The organism is Streptomyces sp. NPDC006384, from assembly GCF_042870695.1.
Classification (GTDB): Bacteria; Actinomycetota; Actinomycetes; order Streptomycetales; family Streptomycetaceae; genus Streptomyces.
Window position 1 is genome coordinate 336,048 of the sequence record NZ_JBIAHR010000002.1, and the last position, 16,962, is coordinate 353,009.

Here is a 16,962-nt window from a genome sequence, read left to right on the forward strand (position 1 = left end):
CTGCACTCCGCGTATACATGCCGCGTATACACCCTGTGTAGAGTGCTCCTCATGTCCATCGGTCACACCCTCCTGGGGCTCCTGGAGTCCGGGCCGCGCCACGGTTACGACCTGAAGCGCGCCTTCGACGAGAAGTTCGGCCACGACCGGCCGCTGCACTACGGCCAGGTCTACTCGACCATGTCCCGTCTGCTGAAGAACGGCCTCGTCGTCGTCGACGGCATCGAGGCGGGCGACGGTCCCGAGCGCAAGCGGTACGCGATCACCGACGCCGGCATCACCGACGTGCAGCAGTGGCTCGCGACGCCCGAGAAGCCCGAGCCGTACCTGCAGTCCACGCTCTACACCAAGGTCGTCCTCGCGCTGCTCACCCACCGCGACGCCGCCGACATCCTCGACACCCAGCGTTCGGAGCATCTGCGCAGCATGCGCATCCTCACCGACCGCAAGCGCAAGGGCGATCTCGCCGACCAGCTCATCTGCGACCACGCCCTGTTCCACCTCGAGGCCGACCTGCGCTGGCTGGAGCTCACCGCCGCGCGTCTCGACAAGCTCCGTGAGGCGGTCACCCGATGACCCATCCCGCCGGTTCCCTGCTCTCGGCCGAGAAGCTGACCAAGGCCTACGGCCCGACCCTCGCCCTCGACGGCGCCGAGTTCTCCATCCACCCCGGCGAGGTCGTCGCCGTGATGGGCCCGTCCGGTTCCGGCAAGTCGACGCTGCTGCACTGCCTCGCCGGCATCGTGACCCCCGACTCGGGGACGATCATGTACGACGGGCAGGAGCTGTCCGCCATGTCCGACTCCCGGCGCAGCGCGCTGCGCCGCTCGGAGTTCGGGTTCGTGTTCCAGTTCGGGCAGCTCGTGCCGGAGCTGACCTGTGTGGAGAACGTCGCCCTGCCGCTGCGTCTGAACGGCACCTCCCGCAAGGAGGCCGAGCGTGCCGCGCTGGCCTGGATGGAGCGGCTGGAGGTCGACGACCTGAGGAAGAAGCGGCCCGGCGAGGTCTCCGGCGGCCAGGGGCAGCGCGTCGCCGTGGCCCGGTCGCTGGTCACGAACCCGCGCGTGCTGTTCGCCGACGAGCCGACCGGCGCGCTGGACTCCCTCAACGGCGAGCGCGTGATGGAACTGCTCACGGACGCCGCCCGGTCCACCAACGCCGCCGTCGTGCTGGTCACGCACGAGGCGCGGGTGGCCGCGTACTCCGACCGCGAGGTCGTCGTGCGGGACGGCAGGTCGCGGGACATGGAGCGCGCCGTATGAGCATGCGTCAGTGGGGGCGCGACCTCGCCCTGGGCATCCGTTTCACCGTCACCGGCGGGCGTGAGGGGTGGACCCGGGCGGTGCTGACGGGCGTCGGCGTCGGGCTGGGCGTGGCGCTGCTGCTGCTGACCACGGCGATCCCGAACGCGCTGTCCGACCGGCGCGACCGGGAGGCCGCGCGCACCGACATCACGTACGGAGCCGACCGGATAACCAAGGGCGACGACACCCTGGTCGTCGCCGACGTCGACACCGAGTTCCGGGGCGAAACCGTCCGGGGCCGGGCCCTGGAGATCGAGGGGCCGCGGGCACCGCTGCCGCCGGGCGTCGACAGGACCCCGGCCGTGGGCGAGATGGTGGTCTCCCCCGCGCTGAAGGAGCTGCTGGAGTCGGACTCCGGCAAGCTGCTGCGCGAACGGCTGCCCGGGCGGATCGTCGGCACCATCGGGGAGAGCGGGCTGATCGGTTCGCAGGAACTGGCCTTCGTCCGGGGCGCCGACGACCTCGCGCCGCGCATCGACAGCTACCGGATCAACCGCATCGACCACTTCGGCACCCCCTCCCAGGGCGGCGAGCGGTCCGACCCGGTGCTGCTCCTGCTGGTCCTCGTCGTCTTCGTGGTGCTGCTGATGCCGGTCGCGGTGTTCATCGCCGCGGCCGTGCGGTTCGGCGGCGAGCGGCGCGACCGGCGGCTCGCCGCGCTGCGGCTGGTGGGTTCCGACAGCGGCATGACCCGGCGGATCGCCGCCGGCGAGGCGCTGGCGGGCGCGGTGCTGGGCCTCGCCTTCGGCACCGTGTTCTTCCTGACCGGCCGGCAGCTGGCGGGGACGGCCGAGGTGTTCGGCATCAGCGTCTTCCCGAGCTACCTCAACCCGTCGCCGCTGCTGGCCCTGCTGGTGGCGGTGGCGGTGCCGGCCGCGGCCGTCCTGGTGACGCTGTTCGCGCTGCGCGGGGTGGTCATCGAGCCGCTCGGCGTGGTGCGTACGGCCAAGCCCGCGCGGCGGCGCCTGTGGTGGCGGCTGCTGCTGCCGGTGGTCGGCCTCGCGATGCTGTACCCGATGATCGGCCAGGGCCGCGACGAGGGGGACTTCAACCAGCTCCTGGTGACCGGCGGCGTCGTCCTGCTGCTGGTCGGCGTCACCGCGCTGCTGCCGTGGTTCGTGGAGACGGTCGTCGCCCGGCTCGGCCGGGGCCCCGTCTCCTGGCAGCTCGCGGTGCGCCGGCTGCAGCTGAGCAGCGGTACGGCGGCCCGGATGGTCAACGGCATCGCGGTGGCCGTCGCCGGGGCGATCGCGCTGCAGATGCTCTTCGCGGGCGTGGACGACGACTACACGGAGGACACCGGGAAGGACCTGACGTGGGCACAGATGGAGGTGTCGCTGCCGAGCGGGGTGCCCGTGGCCCCGGCCGCCGGGAAGCTGCGGGACACGAAGGGCGTGAAGGAGGTCCACGCCTACTCCGAGGGCTACGTCGGCGACCGCGCCATGGAGCCGGACGCCACCACGATGATGACCGTGGGCGACTGCGCGGACCTGCGGGAGATCGCCGGCCTGCCCTCGTGCCGCGACGGTGACGTGTTCGCCGTCCGGGGCGCCGAGTGGGACACCGGCGTCGATCTGGGGAAGCTCGTGGTGCCGGGCCGGAAGCTGTATCTCGACCCGTCGTACGAGGGCGGCGCGAAGAGCCTGGAGATCCCCTGGACCGTGCCGCAGGGCGTGAAGCAGGCGAAGCCGCGCACCGGGCTGGTGGCCGACATCGACCGGGGCGGTTTCCTGCTCACGCCGAAGGCGCTGCGGGCCGCGCTCGCACCGGGGCTGACCGGGCACGCCTACCTCAGGCTCGACGAGTCCGTGCCGGACGTGCGGGAGCATGTGCGCAACACCGCCGCGGCCGTCGACCCGATGGCGTCCCCCGTCAACTGGACGGCGGCCGAGCGCACCGGCCGGTTCGACGCGCTCCGCACCGGCCTGTTCGTCGGCGCCGCGTGTGTGCTCGCGCTGATCGGCGCCAGCCTGCTGGTCTCCCAGCTGGAGCAGCTGCGTGAGCGCCGGAAGCTGCTGTCGGCCCTGGTCGCCTTCGGCACCCGGCGCCGGACGCTGAGCCTGTCGGTGCTGTGGCAGACCGCGGTCCCGATCGCGCTGGGACTGGTGCTGGCCACCGGGGTGGGCCTGACGCTGGGCACGGTGCTGCTGAAGATGACGAGCACCCCGGTGAGCGTCGACTGGGCCGGAGTCCTGTCCATGACCGGCATCGGCGCCGCGGTCGTCCTGGTGGTCACCCTGGCCAGCCTGCCGCCGCTGCTGCGCCTGATGCGGCCGGAGGGCCTGCGGACGGAGTGATCCCTCCCGCCCCGCCCCTCCCGGGCCCGGACGCGGCACGCACCCCGTGCCGCGTCCGGGCTCCCGCGTGCACCGAGCCGCCCGGCGGGCCGTGTGCCGGTGGCCGGCGGATCAGCAGTGGACCGGGCGTACCGGGAGGTCCGTCATCGCCTCCCGCAGGGCCGCCGCCAGCTCCTCGTACTCCGCGGCGCGGGCCGCGCCCGTGCGCATGGCGAGGGCGACACGGCGGGTGGGGGCCGGCTCGGCGAAGGAGCCGGTGAGGAGCTGGCTGGAGCGGGAGGTCTCGACCCGGACGGCGGTGCGCGGCAGCAGCGTCACCCCGAGGCCGCCGGCCACCAGCTGCACCAGCGTCGACAGGCCCGCGGCCGTCGTGGTCGCCGGGACGTCGGCGCGGCCGGCCTCCCGGCAGATGTCGAGCGCCTGGTCGCGCAGGCAGTGCCCCTCGTCGAGCAGCAGCAGCCTCAGCTCGCGCAGCTCGCCGCGCTCTATGCCCTCCCGGCCGCCGAGCCGGTGGTCGAGCGGCGTGACGAGCACGAAGTCCTCGTCGAACAGCGGGATCTCGGTGACGCCGGGGACACCGAGCGGCACCGCGAGCAGCAGCAGGTCGAGGCGTCCGGTGCCGAGGCCGTCGAGCAGGCTCGCCGTCTGCTCCTCGTGCACCTGGAGATCCAGCTCGGGGTAGCGGTCGTGGACCAGCCGCAGGACCGTCGGCAGCAGGTACGGCGCCACGGTCGGGATGACGCCGAGCCGCAGCGCCCCGGTGAACGGCGCGCGTACCGCCTCCGCCTCCTCCAGCAGCGCCCCGACCTCGTCCAGGACCGCCCTCGCGCGTATCGCGAGCCGCTCCCCCGCCGGGGAGAGCAGCACCTTGCGCGTCGTACGCTCCACCAGGGTGACACCGAGTGTCTCCTCCAGGGCCGAGACGGCGCCGGAGAGCGCGGGCTGGCTCATGCCGATCGCGGCGGCGGCGTCCCGGAAGTGCAGATGCTCGGCGACCGCGGCGAAGGCCCGCAGCTGGGCGAGGCTGGGCTGCCTCTTCCTGCCCGTCACTAATAGCCACCTCCGATCAACTCGACCGAGTGTAGCTATTTCACTAATCAATGCACCCTGTGCCAACATCACTTACGTCCAACCCATGGGAAACACTCGCAAAACGGGTGTTTCTTCGCTGCAAGGAGAGCGCGTGCTCACTGTCGGTGACAAGTTCCCCGAGTTCGAACTGACCGCCTGCGTCTCGCTGGAGAAGGGCAAGGAGTTCGAGACGATCAACCACAAGACCTACGAGGGCAAGTGGAAGGTCGTCTTCGCCTGGCCCAAGGACTTCACTTTCGTGTGCCCGACCGAGATCGCCGCCTTCGGCAAGCTGAACGACGAGTTCGCCGACCGTGACGCCCAGATCCTCGGCTTCTCCGGCGACTCCGAGTTCGTGCACCACGCCTGGCGCAAGGACCACCCGGACCTGACCGACCTGCCCTTCCCGATGATGGCCGACTCCAAGCACGAGCTGATGCGTGCCCTCGGCATCGAGGGCGAGGACGGCTTCGCGCAGCGCGCGGTCTTCATCGTGGACCAGAACAACGAGATCCAGTTCACGATGGTCACCGCCGGCTCCGTCGGCCGTAACCCCAAGGAGGTCCTGCGGGTCCTGGACGCCCTGCAGACCGACGAGCTGTGCCCGTGCAACTGGACCAAGGGCGACGAGACCCTGGACCCGGTCGCGCTGCTGTCGGGGGAGTGAACTGACATGTCCCTCGACTCCCTGAAGTCCGCCGTCCCGGACTACGCCAAGGACCTGAAGCTCAACCTGGGCTCGGTCATCGGCAACTCCGACCTCCCGGCGCAGCAGCTGTGGGGCACCGTGCTGGCGACCGCCATCGCCTCGCGCTCCCCCATCGTGCTGCGCGAGCTGGAGCCGGAGGCGAAGGCGAACCTGTCGCCGGAGGCGTACACGGCCGCCAAGGCGGCCGCCGCCGTCATGGCGATGAACAACGTCTTCTACCGCACCCGGCACCTGCTGTCGGACCACGAGTACGGCACCCTGCGCGCCGGTCTGCGGATGAACGTCATCGGCAACCCGGGCGTGGACAAGGTCGACTTCGAGCTGTGGTCCTTCGCGGTGTCCGCGATCAACGGCTGCGGCATGTGCCTGGACTCGCACGAGCAGGTGCTGCGCAAGGCCGGCCTGGACCGCGAGGTCATCCAGGAGGCTTTCAAGATCGCCGCCGTCATCCAGGCCGTCGGCGCCACGCTGGACGCCGAGGCGGTTCTCGCCCAGCAGTAGTCCCTGCCCCGGCAGCGAGAAGCCCCGCCCGCCTTCCCGGTGGGCGGGGCTTCTTGGTGCCGTCACGCCGGGGGCGTGTCCGGCGGGGACTCGGTCTTCGCGGGGGCCGGCCGGGGGCCGGCCGCCGGGGAGGCGTCCGTGGAGGTCGCGCCGCGCGGCTTCGGGGTCTGCCGCAGGGCGGCCTCGCGGGAGTAGGCCCGCAGATAGCCCACGACGGTGTTGGTCACCGCGACCAGCGGTACGGCGACCACGGCGCCGCCGATGCCGGCCACCATGCCTCCGGCGGCCACCGACAGCACCACCGCCAGCGGGTGCACCCGCACCGCGCGGCCCAGGATGAACGGCTGCAGGATGTGGCCCTCGATCTGCTGCACCACCAGGACGACGACGAGCGTCATGACCGCCGCGAACATGCCCTGGGTCACCAGTGCCACGACGACGGCGAGCGCGCCCGACACGACGGCGCCGACGAGCGGGATGAAGGCGAACAGGAAGATGAACACGGCCAGCGGCACGGCCATCGGCACGTCGAGGAAGTAGATGCCGATGCCGATGAAGATGGCGTCGATCATCGCGACCACGACCGTGCCGCGCACGTACGCGGTCAGCGTCCGCCAGGCGCGCGGTCCGGCGCCGGCGACGCCCGGCCGGGCCGCGGCCGGCACCAGCTTCAGCGTCCACTGCCAGATCCGCTTGCCGTCGTAGAGCAGGAAGAGCGTCGAGAAGGCGGCCAGCAGGATGCCGGTGAGCGCCTCGACGACGACCGTGACGCCCTCGAGGCCGGCGGAGGTGATCTGGTCGGTGTTGGCGCCGACCGCCTCGCGCAGATTCTTGGCGATCTCGTTGATCTGTTTGTCGGTGACGTGGAAGGGGCTGTTCAGCAGCCAGTTGCGCAGTTCGTCGATGCCGTCCTGGACCTGGTCGGAGAGGCTGTCGATGTTCTCCATGACCTGCCAGGTGACGAACCATCCGATCAGGCCCATCACCACGAACCCGAGGACGGCGGTCAGTGCCGTGGCCGGCCCGCGGGGCACCCCGCGCCGCCGCAGCCACGCCACGGACGGCTGGAGCAGGGCCGTGATCAGCAGCGCGGCCGCGAAGGCCAGCACCAGCAGCTGGACGGCGCTGATGATCCGCATCAGCACCCACAGGGTGCCCGCGAGGACCAGCAGCCGCCACCCCGCCTCGGCCGCGACCCGCATGCCCCATGGCACCGCCAGGGCGGGGTCGGGCCGTTCCGGGACGACGACCGGGGATTCCACGGCCGCGTGCTCCGCGGCCGCGCGGTCCGGGTCCGCCGTGGACGCGCGGCCCGGGGGGTGACCCGGTCCGCCGCCGGGGGCGTCGGGGTCCTCCGCGTCCGCCTCGGCGCGACGCTGTTCCAGCCGGTCGCTCATCCGGGTCAGTCCGGCACCGAGCCGGCCGAGCCACCCTGGCACTCGTGACATGATCCGTCCTCTTCCCCCGTCTCTCCCCACCACTCCCCCCTGGAGTCGTTCCGGTCCGACCGTACATGGCGGGCATGCGAAAGCCCCTCACCGTAGGACGGCGAGGGGCTGCGCGAGGTTGAGCGGGGCGGGTGCCCGGGGCGGCTCAGTACCAGTGGTTGGCCTGCCAGAAGGACCAGGCCTCGCACGGGCTGCCGTAGCGGCTGTCCATGTAGTTGAGGCCCCACTTGATCTGGGTGGCCGGGTTGGTCCGCCAGTCGGCGCCCGCGGAGGCGTACTTGCCCGCGGGCAGGGCCTGGAAGAGACCGTAGGCGCCCGAGGACGGGTTGACGGCCTTGTAGTTCCAGCTGGACTCGTGGTCCACGATGTTGCTGAAGCACTGCCACTGGCCGCTGGGGACGACCTGACGTGCCATCGCCTGGATCTGGCTGATGGTGTAGGAGCTCTGGACGGGGAAGGACGCGACGTCGACGTCACGTGTGGCGGAGCGGCTGGCGGCCGCCTGCGCCGCCTTCTTGCGCTTCTCCGCGTCGTCGGCCGCCTTCTTCGCCTTCTGCTGCTTGGCGACGGCGGTCTGGGCGGCGGCCTTGCGGGCCGCTTCCTCGGCGTCCTTCTTGGCGCTCGCGTCGGCGGCGATGGCCTGTACGTCGGCCTGTTGCGTGAGTGACGCGGTCTGCACCTGCGCCTGCTCGCCCATGGGGATGTCCGCAAGCAGCGTCGTGCCCGCTGCCGTCGCCTCCGCGTCGTTGTTCTGCGCGGTGCTGCCCGAGGCAACGCCGACGACGCTTCCGACTGCGGTGACCGCCGTGGCCGATGCCACTGCGAATCCCCGGACCGAGATCCGGCTCACACGGTTTCCTTCCAGCATCGCCCGCTTCGGTGACCCTCGCGGACGCAATCGTGCCCCTGGCACTGGCCTCCCCAACTGCGGGTCACGGGAGGCACGGGCCCGGTGGACAACTCCCCTGCGGGGAGCGCCGCGTGGTGCTCGGGCGGCATACGACGCTGCTATGGAGTTGGAACTGGTGTTGCTGTGGTGCCGTATCTCCCTCGGGCTTGACGCCTGAGCGGTACCCCAGGGGATACAGCGGTGTCGTATGCGGGGCCTGACAGGAAGGAGACTCTGCCGTAACCCTGTGGCGTGAGGCAATCCAGACGTGCGTGGGAAAGCTCACATCCCGTTTGGCCCTGGTGTTTTCGAGAAGTCTCCACGCGCGCGGACGCCGCCCGGCTAGGCTCTTGGCCTTTCCGGGCGGCGTCCGCGTCGGCTGTGCCGTCGGGGCAACCGGCCCTTGCGGGGACGGAGTTCTCAGATGTGCCCGTCCTCCAGCATTTCGGTCACCAGTGCCGCGATCCGGGACCTTTCGGACCGCGTCAGCGTGACGTGGGCGAAGAGCGGATGGCCCTTCAGCTTCTCGACGACGGCGACGACTCCGTCGTACCGCCCGACCCGCAGGTTGTCCCGCTGCGCCACGTCGTGGGTCAGCACGACCCGTGAGCCGGCCCCGATGCGGGACAGGACGGTCAGCAGGACGTTCCGTTCCAGGGACTGGGCCTCGTCCACGATCACGAAGGCGTCGTGCAGCGAGCGTCCGCGGATGTGGGTGAGCGGGAGGACCTCCAGCATGCCGCGGGCGGTGACCTCCTCGATGACCTCGCGGCTGGTGACGGCCGACAGGGTGTCGAAGACGGCCTGGGCCCAGGGGCTCATCTTCTCCGCCTCGGAGCCGGGCAGGTAGCCGAGCTCCTGTCCGCCGACCGCGTACAGCGGGCGGAAGACCATCACCTTCTGGTGCTGCCGCCGTTCCAGCACGGCCTCCAGTCCCGCGCACAGTGCCAGCGCCGACTTGCCGGTGCCGGCCCGGCCGCCCATCGACACGATGCCGACGTCCGGGTCGAGGAGCAGGTCGAGCGCGATCCGCTGTTCGGCGCTGCGGCCCTTGACGCCGAACGCCTCCCGGTCGCCGCGCACGAGGCGGACGCTGCCGTCGGGCGTGACCCGGCCGAGGGCCTTGCCGCGCTCCGACTGGATGGTCAGACCGGTGTGCACGGGCAGGCCGGCGGCTTCGGGGACGTAGACCCGGCCCTCCTCGAAGAGCACGTCCACCTGCTCGCCCGGCAGGGTGAGTTCGGACATGCCGGTCCAGCCGGAGGCGTCCGTGATGGCGAGCTCGGCGCGGTACTCCTCGGCGAGCAGGCCGACGGAGGACGCCTTGATCCGCAGCGGGAGGTCCTTCGACACCACGGTGACGTCGAACCCCTCGGCCTGCAGGTTGCGGGCGACCGCGAGGATGCGGGAGTCGTTGTCCCCCAGGCGGTAGCCGGTCGGCAGCACGCTGGGGTCCGAGTGGTTGAGCTCGACCCGCACGGTCCCGCCGAGGTCCCCGATGGGGATGGGGGCGTCGAGGCGGCCGTGCCGGACGCGGAACTCGTCGAGCAGGCGCAGGGCCTGCCGGGCGAAGTACCCGAGTTCGGGATGGTGCCGCTTGGCCTCCAGCTCCGTCACCACGACGATCGGGAGCACGACCTCGTGCTCGTCGAAGCGGCTCAGGGCGCTCGGGTCGGACAGCAGGACGCTGGTGTCGAGAACGTAGGTGCGCCGGTCGGGCTTGTGGCGCTTTGCGCTGGTCACCACGGAAGGACGTACCCCCTCGGAAGAGGTCGGGGAGCGACGGAGTGGACGCTGGGCCGGGAGAACGGAAGCGGGCCGGCCGGCCGGCGGCCGCCGTGCACGGGCGCGGGCCGCGGACCGGCCCTCCGCCGCTTCTTCCGTGCCGTGACCGCACGGTCGGGCTGGTGCAAAGGACCTCCCGGGCGGACGGCTCCGCGCCGCCCGCTGAGATCCGACACCCGTGGTTCGGGCGTCGGCCTGCCTGGCTTATTCCCTCGAACGAGCGCCGCCATGCAACGGCACAGGACGACGCACCGGTGAACTCCTCGTGACGGACGCCCCGTCAGGAGGCCGCGGCACGGGGGCCCCGGGAGGACACGGGGCGATCGGGAGGCGGCGGGGGTACCGGGAGGAGCGGTGGGGGCCCGGGAGGAGACGGGGCGTCTGTGAGGGAGAGACGGGATGAGTCCGGGGGGGACGGGATGAGTCCGGGGGGGGACGGGATGCGTCCGGGGGGGACGGGATGCGTCCGGGATGCGGGCAGAAAAAACGGGCCGGTCCGTGGGGGGGAGACGGACCGGCCCGAGGGGGGGACTTCCACCATAACCCTTCGTGAGGGAAGTCGCGCACATCGGCGTGCCACAACTACTCTCCGGAATTGCCCGGCGACGCCCGGGTGGTCACGGAATCTGCCATTCCGCCGTGAATCATGGCCAGAACGCGGTGCATCCGCGCGACATCCCTGGGAAAACGGCGGGAAAGAGGGACGCTTCAGAGGCTTCGGCGCGCGCCCCGCACCGTGCGACACAGTGCTCCCGCTTCCCCCGACCGGGTGACACCCCCGGCGAACGCCCGCTTGACCTGGCCTTGACCTGGCACCGCGCAGCCCCCTCCACTGCGCGGTGCCACACGCGCAGCTTTGCTCGCGCGAATTACCTGCGTCGAATGTACGTGATGGCACCGGGCGGTTTCGACCCCCGCAGGGCAACGACGGATAACGATGTGGAAACCCTGTGAGGATCGCGGGCGGGTCCCGGACTGTTTCCGCACACCTCCTCCGGAGGCGCGGATATTTGCACAAGTATGTGACGTCACTTCCGAAAAATCCCACCGGCTGAGCATGGGCGGCGTTTCCCGGCCAAGTCCGTCCGGTCCGGGTCACGCGTGCGGCTTGCGGGCCTCGAAGAGCTGGCGCGCGCTGTGGGCGACGAAGGGGCCCTCGGCCCGGATCCGTTCGTGCAGCTCGCGCAGGCGGGGCCGGTACTCCTCGACGGTGAAGCCGGGGACCATCCACACGACCTTGCGCAGGAAGTGGACGACGGCGCCGATGTCGTGGAACTCCATCCGCAGCCGTTCCGCCCGCAGGTCGACGACCTCCAGACCGGCGGCCTCGGCTTCGGCACGCTCCAGGTCGGGGTGGCGGGCGTTGCGGTTCTCCTCGGGCAGCGGGCCGAGGAAGTACTCGACGAGTTCGAAGACGCTGCCGGGGCCGACATGCTGGGCGAAGTACGTACCGCCGGGTTCGAGCACGCGGGCGATCTCCGTCCAGCGGGGGACGACGGGGTGCCGGCTCACGACGAGGTCGAAGGCCTCGTCGGCGAAGGGGAACGGCGCGTCGTCGGACGAGGCGACCACGGGGACGCCGCGCGGGCGCAGCAGTGCGGTGGCCTTGGCGACGTTGGGCGCCCAGCCCTCGGTGGCGACGACGAGCGGGGGGCGGGCGGGGGCGGCGCCGAGGGCGAAGTCCAGGACCTCGCCGCCGCCGGTCTGCACGTCCAGTACGGCACCGGCCCCGGCCAGCCGCCCGGCCATGGAGCGCGCGTAGCCCCAGGAGGGCCGGGCCTCGGTGGCCCGGCCCTCGAACCAGGAGAAGTCCCATCCCTCGGTGGGGACGGCGGCGCCTTCGGCCACGAGGTCGTCGAAGGAGCGGGAGGCCGGGGGTGTCATGCGGGGCGGTCCGATCGATGTGCGTGTGCGGGGGTGCGTGGGGAGGAGGTCACCGGGGCCGGCCGGCGGCTCGGTCCACCAGGGGACGGACCTGCTGGGCGGCGAACCGTACGAAGCCCTCGGGGTCGGGCTCGTCCCCCGTGGGCTGGAGGACGACGGTGTCGGCGCCGGCCTCGGCCATCCGCCGGACGGCCTCGGCGACGGCGTCGGCGTCCCCCGCGACACCGAGGTCGGGCGCCGGTTCGAGCCCCTCGGCCAGCTGTTCGGCACGCAGTCGTCCGGCGGCGCCGGGCCCGGTGGCGGTGAGGAGGTACACGACCACCCTGTGCGGCTCCGTCCGCCCGGCCGCCGTCCGTCCCTCGTCGATGAGCAGACGGGCCCGCCGTACCGCGTCGGGTGTGTTGACCGCCGTGAGGACGGTCCCGTCGGCGGCCTCTCCCGCGAGCCGCAGCGAGCGGGGCCCGGTGACGCCGGCGAGCACCTCGGCCGGCCGCGCGGGCGGCCAGTCGAGGGCGACGTCGTCCAGCCGGACGTACCGCCCCTCGGTCGTCACCCGCTCCCCGCGCAGCAGGGCCCGCAGGGCGAACAGGTGCTCCCGCAGCAGGGTGACCGGCGACTCGGCGCGCGCCCCGACCTGCCCCATCCAGTCCTGCACGCCGTGCCCGACGCCGAGGACCGGGCGGCCCGGGAACATGCGGTGCAGCGAGGCGGCCTCCATCGCGGTGACGGCCACGTTCCGCAGGGGCACGGGCAGCAGCCCGATGCCGACCCGGAGCCGCTCGGTCCACGCGAGGGCGGCGGCCGCGGTGGAGATGCCGCCCTCGAGGAAGCAGTCCTCCCACAGCCACAGTTCCTCCAGCCCCGCCTCCTCGGCGGCGCGTGCCACGTCACGCAGGCGTTCGGGGGCGAGCTGGGGGCGGAACACGGCGCCGAGTGCGGTCATGGAATCTTCCTACCCTCGACCGCGGGGGCCGGACAACGGCATTTCGCGCGCCGGGGGTTGTGCGCCGGGGTGGTTCGGACGGGATTCATGCGGGCAGGTGTCCGCTGCCGGCCGTCAGTCCTGGCTCGGGCAGACCCGCATGATCGCCTGGAGTGTTCCGATCTGAGCCCGGACGGCCTTCGAGGAGTCGAGAGCCGCGATGACATCGGGATGCACGTCCGTCAGGTCACCGTCCCCCTCGCGTTGCGCGGTGTCGGCCTCGGTGTTCAGCTCGGCCGCCCGCGTCCGCAGCCCTGAGGCGATCTCCGGGTCTGTCGCCTTCGCCGCCGCCGCTTCCAGATCCGATGCGGTCTGCCGATGGGTGGCCGCGAGGTCCTGAGCGGTGCGTACCTCACGGTTCCGGGCGTCCTCGCTGGCCCGGTACGCCTCCGCGCAGCCGGCGGGCATGTCGTCGCCCGAGTTCGCCACCACCACGCCGGTGGTCACCCCGGCCGCCACGACCACGGCGGTGACGGTCACCGCGGTCTTCGTGCCGACCGCGGCGACGATGCTCTTGACCTGTGCGAACGCCTTGCTCAGAACGCCGCCGGCCGAGGCCGCCTGTGCGCCGGGCGGGGCGAGGACGGCCAGAGCGGCAAGCACGGCGGCCCGGTCACCCCGGAGCAGGTTGCGGGTCTGCTCCTCGGCACGTTCATAGGCACGCCGCTCCTTGGAGAGACCTCCGCGCGCCGCGGCCAGCGCGCCCAGGGCGTAGAGCCGCAGGGCCACCTCGCCCCGTCCGCCGGTCAGGGCGACAGGTGCGGCGACGCCGACGAAGCGGCTCGCCGTCGCCCAGTGCTTGCCGTCGCACAGGGCCTCCGCGACGGCCTGCAGCAGGTGGAGGTCGGGCAGCGGTGGTGCGGAGTCACGTCGCCGGAGCTCCACGATCAGTCCCTCGGCCGCGGTGACCGGATCGGCGGGCGGCCAGTCCTCCAGCCGGCGGACCACGGCCGCGGCGTCGGGGGTGATCCGGACGGCGTCGTCCTGGTACGTCACCAGCCGCCGGTCGCGGAGTTCGCGTACCGCCTCCGGGGCACCGGCGGTTCCGGTGACCGGTGCCAGCCAGTCGGCGGTCAGCGGCGTACCGAAGGTCGCCAGGGCCACCAGGGCGCGGCGTGCCGGCTCGCTCAGGGTGACGGCCAGTGCCTGAGCCTGGCCGAGCGGGCTGAGCTGCTCGGAGTCGACGGGCGGCGGGCGGTCGTGCGACCCCCGCTTCACCTGCGTCCGCCAGGCGTCGGAGTCCTTGATGAACTTGCCGTACATGCGCAGACGTTGGGGCATGCCCTCGGAGAGCTGGAGGACGCGCTCGAACTGCAGCCGGCGCAGCCCCTCCGGTTTCCCGTCCAGCCCGATTTCGGCGCCGAGGAGGTCGGTCGCCGCTTCGTCGGACAGCCGTTGCACATGGTGCGCGGCATCGCTGTCGGGCAACGTGGGGGAAGGGGAGGTGAACAGGAACGTGAACCCCGGGAAGGTCTCCAGCAACTGGGCCGTGTCGGCCGGGCTCAGCGTGCTCTCGTAGACGGTGATGTGGACGTCGGACACCGGGGTGAGGGCGTTGCAGAGCATGGTCGCGTCGACGCCCCGCAAAAAGGTACCGCCGAGGAACACCTCGGCCAGGCGCGCGTAGAGGGACTGGAGTGACCCGGTCTCGCCGACGAGCGGGGTCAGGACGAGCCCGCGCTGTCCGCGCCTTGCCAGGTGCCGGTGCACGGCCCGGGCGATCGCCTTCTTGCCCACGCCGTCTTCGCCGTAGAGCTGGACGTGACGTCGCTCGGTGAGCTGCGCCAGGACCCGCTCGACGATTTCGTCGCGGCCGAACAGTTTCTCCGGGGCCGGCTCCGGGAGGGGGGCGGGGGGCCGCAGGGGCCGCTCCAGCAGACTGCTGGTCTCGATCACGCGGAGCGCCCTGTTGCCGTCCGCCACCACGATGGTGGCGTGGTCGCCCGTGCTGACGACGCCTTCGACGTTGCCCGCGACCGTCACGGCAGCCGACGGACGCACCAGCACCTCGTCGGGGCCCACGCCGAACGGTGCGGTGGGCAGGGGCGGGAGTGCTTCGCCGGGCGGCGCGGGGTGGGCGTCGCCGGGGCGCTGCCCCGTGTCGCCGCTCATCGTCCCTGGACGATCGTCGCGCCGTCTCCGGTGGAGAGGATCCCGTTGACGTCCCCGCCGACAGCGATGCCCCGCCTGCCCTCGGCCCGCACGTCGGGTACCGGCGGAAGCAGCGCGGCGACCTCGGCCAGCAGGGACGAGTCGTCCTTCAGGGCTTTCCGCAGTTGCGCGCGCAGCACGGCGAGCGCGTCCTCGTCGGGCGACTCCGCCAGGTCGGTCACCGCCTCCTCGATCGGCGCGCGGCGCACGGTCCGGTCCAGGATCCTGCCGAGCAGCCGCCGGCCCAGCCGGACAGTCTCCCCGGCGGCCTCGTCCTCGGCCCTGCGGAGCACGTCGGCTCCGTAGACCGCGACGGCCGCACCCACTGCCGGGACCACCTGCCCGAGCACGGTTTCGATATCGGTCACTGTTTCCCCTTGCGAACGCACCGATCACCACAGTCACGGTTGCTTTGGCTGTGGAGGGTAGCGGCGGCGCCAAAGGGATGAGGGGGCATCGCACATAATTCACCGGCACGGGACGGAGCCGCGGAGAGAGGCGAACAAATTGCCGAAGCAAGTGGTTTGCCGGCCTGCCGGGATACCGCCGCCCGGGGCTGCCGAGGCCGCACGCCCGAAGCAGTTCGGTGTCTCTCGGCGGCATTCGGCATTCGGCGAACGCCGAACGACGAACGGCATGCGGTGCCGGGTGTGGCCGTGGGATCTTCCTACCCTTGACCGCGGAGGCCGGACAACGGCACTCCGTGCACCGGGGGTTGTGTGCCGGGGCGGTGGGCCGAGGGGAGCGGGAGTCGGTATGGGGCTGCGTCGTTGGCGGGACGGGCGGGGGCTGCTGGTCGTGGGGGGCGGGTCCGGCGGGCCGGAAGTCACCGTGCCGCTGGAGATCGCCGCCTCCTACCGGGCGCGTACCAAGGGGCTGTTGGGCCGGGACGCGGTGGAGGGGGCGATGCTGCTGACGCCGGCCGGCAGCGTCCACACCTTCCGCATGCGGTTCCCCGTCGACGTGGCCTACCTGGACCGCCGCCTCACCGTCCTCGCCGTCCGTACCATGCCCCCGGGCCGTCTGGGCCTGCCCCGCCTGCGCTCCCGGCATGTGCTGGAGGCCGGGGCGGGGGCGATGGCGGGGTGGGGAGTGCGGAAGGGGATGCGGGTGGAGGTGCGGGGGGAGGGGTAGGCGGTACGGCCGGGAGGGCCGGGACGTGGCAGGCGGCGGCGAGCAGGGGCATGGCGACTCCCTCGGGGATGCGGGTGTGCTGGTCCGCCGCCCGGTGGCCTGTCTCCCCTACGCGCGACCGCCCCTCCCAGGGCAGGAGAGCACGGGCGGGCACGCGTGATGCACTTCCGGAACGGCCCGCCATCGAAGTACGCATCATCCCCATCGGTGCCGGGGATCTCCCTGGCGCGGGGCACGCGCCGCTGTACGCGGACGGGGAAGTACCGGGACCCGACACCGTGCAACTGGACTCCGCACATGGTCCTGACTTCACCGGTGCGGAGACGCAACTCGCCAAGTACCGTTCCCGCCTGGACTGGCCTGGACTGGATGGACAACGCCGCGCTGGCCCCGGCAGCCTCACGCGACCTTGTTCACGGCGTCGCCCGCGAACTCCGAGGGAGCCCCGATGACCGGCATCGCATGGGAAGAACCGTTCTGCGGCGAGGGAAACAATTGTTTCCGCCTCGGCACCGACGCCGACGGCAACGCCTACATCGCCGTGGCCGGGCAGGAGGACCACCCGCTCACCGACAGCCGGGAAGCGCTCCGCGCCCTCATCCGCGGCATCAAGGCGGGCGACGCGGATCACCTGCTGTAGAGCGCGCAGCACGTGTGGCGTTGGCCTGGTGGGTCACCTCGTGCGTCCGGCGGAGCAGGCGCGTCGAAATGCCGAGTGACGTATATCAGGTATGTGAGTTGATGACTGAGGAAGCGCCTGGCTTCCGCCTCGTGACCCGTGGATGACGATGACGCGGAAGGTGCTGG

Annotated in this window: 15 protein-coding genes; 7 read left to right on the plus strand and 8 right to left on the minus strand. The window is 72.0% G+C overall.

The window, feature by feature from the left end:
• Positions 1 to 51: 51 nt before the first annotated feature.
• The 3 genes from ACFYOJ_RS03595 to ACFYOJ_RS03605 are packed head-to-tail and all read left to right on the plus strand — an operon-like array spanning position 52 to position 3,601.
• Complete coding sequence (locus ACFYOJ_RS03595; RefSeq protein WP_356550627.1) at positions 52 to 576, plus strand: PadR family transcriptional regulator; 525 nt, start codon at positions 52 to 54, stop codon at positions 574 to 576.
• On the plus strand, positions 573 to 1,262 hold the full coding sequence (locus tag ACFYOJ_RS03600; protein WP_356550628.1) for an ABC transporter ATP-binding protein: 690 nt from the start codon (positions 573 to 575) through the stop codon (positions 1,260 to 1,262). Before ACFYOJ_RS03595 ends, ACFYOJ_RS03600 begins: the two co-directional genes overlap by 4 nt.
• The gene (locus tag ACFYOJ_RS03605; protein WP_356550630.1) at positions 1,259 to 3,601 is read left to right on the plus strand and encodes an ABC transporter permease; all 2,343 of its coding nucleotides are present in this window, start codon (positions 1,259 to 1,261) and stop codon (positions 3,599 to 3,601) included. The genes ACFYOJ_RS03600 and ACFYOJ_RS03605 overlap by 4 nt, the downstream gene beginning before the upstream one ends.
• Before the next feature lie 111 nt (positions 3,602 to 3,712).
• On the opposite strand, the gene ACFYOJ_RS03610 is transcribed toward ACFYOJ_RS03605, so the two are convergent.
• Positions 3,713 to 4,651 carry a LysR substrate-binding domain-containing protein gene (locus ACFYOJ_RS03610; protein ID WP_356550631.1) on the minus strand — a complete coding sequence of 313 codons (939 nt, stop codon included), beginning with the start codon at positions 4,649 to 4,651 and terminating at the stop codon, positions 3,713 to 3,715.
• Between the two features lie 133 nt (positions 4,652 to 4,784).
• Between ACFYOJ_RS03610 and ACFYOJ_RS03615 the strand changes: the two genes are divergently transcribed.
• Together ACFYOJ_RS03615 and ACFYOJ_RS03620 are read left to right on the plus strand one after the other, a co-directional pair.
• Positions 4,785 to 5,339 (plus strand): peroxiredoxin, encoded by a 555-nt coding sequence (locus ACFYOJ_RS03615; RefSeq protein WP_356550632.1) that lies wholly within the window; start codon positions 4,785 to 4,787, stop codon positions 5,337 to 5,339.
• A 6-nt stretch (positions 5,340 to 5,345) separates the two neighbouring features.
• Positions 5,346 to 5,882, plus strand: coding sequence for an alkyl hydroperoxide reductase (locus tag ACFYOJ_RS03620; RefSeq protein ID WP_356550634.1), 537 nt, complete (start codon positions 5,346 to 5,348; stop codon positions 5,880 to 5,882).
• A 62-nt stretch (positions 5,883 to 5,944) separates the two neighbouring features.
• Here ACFYOJ_RS03620 and ACFYOJ_RS03625 read toward each other — a convergent pair whose 3' ends face one another.
• The 7 genes from ACFYOJ_RS03625 to ACFYOJ_RS03655 all read right to left on the minus strand — a co-directional run bounded on the left by ACFYOJ_RS03625 (position 5,945) and on the right by ACFYOJ_RS03655 (position 15,389).
• Entirely contained in the window at positions 5,945 to 7,330 is a 1,386-nt protein-coding gene (locus ACFYOJ_RS03625; protein WP_356550636.1) for an AI-2E family transporter, read from the minus strand.
• A 145-nt stretch (positions 7,331 to 7,475) separates the two neighbouring features.
• Positions 7,476 to 8,180 (minus strand): transglycosylase SLT domain-containing protein, encoded by a 705-nt coding sequence (locus tag ACFYOJ_RS03630; RefSeq protein WP_356550637.1) that lies wholly within the window; start codon positions 8,178 to 8,180, stop codon positions 7,476 to 7,478.
• Between the two features lie 459 nt (positions 8,181 to 8,639).
• Complete coding sequence (locus ACFYOJ_RS03635) at positions 8,640 to 9,965, minus strand: PhoH family protein (protein ID WP_356550638.1); 1,326 nt, start codon at positions 9,963 to 9,965, stop codon at positions 8,640 to 8,642.
• Between the two features lie 1,134 nt (positions 9,966 to 11,099).
• Complete coding sequence (locus ACFYOJ_RS03640) at positions 11,100 to 11,888, minus strand: class I SAM-dependent methyltransferase (RefSeq protein ID WP_356550640.1); 789 nt, start codon at positions 11,886 to 11,888, stop codon at positions 11,100 to 11,102.
• A 49-nt stretch (positions 11,889 to 11,937) separates the two neighbouring features.
• Positions 11,938 to 12,831: an LLM class flavin-dependent oxidoreductase gene (locus ACFYOJ_RS03645; RefSeq protein ID WP_356550642.1), complete on the minus strand. Its 894-nt coding sequence runs from the start codon at positions 12,829 to 12,831 to the stop codon at positions 11,938 to 11,940.
• Positions 12,832 to 12,945: 114 nt separating this feature from the next.
• Positions 12,946 to 14,982, minus strand: coding sequence for a hypothetical protein (locus ACFYOJ_RS03650; protein WP_356550643.1), 2,037 nt, complete (start codon positions 14,980 to 14,982; stop codon positions 12,946 to 12,948).
• On the minus strand, positions 14,979 to 15,389 hold the full coding sequence (locus ACFYOJ_RS03655; protein WP_356550645.1) for a hypothetical protein: 411 nt from the start codon (positions 15,387 to 15,389) through the stop codon (positions 14,979 to 14,981). Before ACFYOJ_RS03655 ends, ACFYOJ_RS03650 begins: the two co-directional genes overlap by 4 nt.
• 388 nt (positions 15,390 to 15,777) lie before the next feature.
• Between ACFYOJ_RS03655 and ACFYOJ_RS03660 the strand changes: the two genes are divergently transcribed.
• Both ACFYOJ_RS03660 and ACFYOJ_RS03665 read left to right on the plus strand, forming a co-directional pair.
• Complete coding sequence (locus ACFYOJ_RS03660) at positions 15,778 to 16,155, plus strand: DUF192 domain-containing protein (protein WP_356550647.1); 378 nt, start codon at positions 15,778 to 15,780, stop codon at positions 16,153 to 16,155.
• Positions 16,156 to 16,603: 448 nt separating this feature from the next.
• A complete protein-coding gene (locus ACFYOJ_RS03665; RefSeq protein WP_356550649.1) occupies positions 16,604 to 16,795 on the plus strand; it encodes a hypothetical protein in 192 nt (63 codons plus the stop codon).
• Positions 16,796 to 16,962 lie beyond the last annotated feature (167 nt).

What these genes read in the sequence shown, in the direction of transcription:
- ACFYOJ_RS03595 (WP_356550627.1), top strand. Translation starts at nt 52, where the DNA reads ATGTCCATCGGTCACACCCTCCTGGGGCTCCTGGAGTCCGGGCCGCGC.
- ACFYOJ_RS03600 (WP_356550628.1), top strand. Translation starts at nt 573, where the DNA reads ATGACCCATCCCGCCGGTTCCCTGCTCTCGGCCGAGAAGCTGACCAAG.
- ACFYOJ_RS03605 (WP_356550630.1), top strand. Translation starts at nt 1,259, where the DNA reads ATGAGCATGCGTCAGTGGGGGCGCGACCTCGCCCTGGGCATCCGTTTC.
- ACFYOJ_RS03620 (WP_356550634.1), top strand. Translation starts at nt 5,346, where the DNA reads ATGTCCCTCGACTCCCTGAAGTCCGCCGTCCCGGACTACGCCAAGGAC.
- ACFYOJ_RS03625 (WP_356550636.1), bottom strand. Translation starts at nt 7,330, where the DNA reads ATGTCACGAGTGCCAGGGTGGCTCGGCCGGCTCGGTGCCGGACTGACC.
- ACFYOJ_RS03640 (WP_356550640.1), bottom strand. Translation starts at nt 11,888, where the DNA reads ATGACACCCCCGGCCTCCCGCTCCTTCGACGACCTCGTGGCCGAAGGC.
- ACFYOJ_RS03645 (WP_356550642.1), bottom strand. Translation starts at nt 12,831, where the DNA reads ATGACCGCACTCGGCGCCGTGTTCCGCCCCCAGCTCGCCCCCGAACGC.
- ACFYOJ_RS03650 (WP_356550643.1), bottom strand. Translation starts at nt 14,982, where the DNA reads ATGAGCGGCGACACGGGGCAGCGCCCCGGCGACGCCCACCCCGCGCCG.
- ACFYOJ_RS03660 (WP_356550647.1), top strand. Translation starts at nt 15,778, where the DNA reads ATGGGGCTGCGTCGTTGGCGGGACGGGCGGGGGCTGCTGGTCGTGGGG.
- ACFYOJ_RS03665 (WP_356550649.1), top strand. Translation starts at nt 16,604, where the DNA reads ATGACCGGCATCGCATGGGAAGAACCGTTCTGCGGCGAGGGAAACAAT.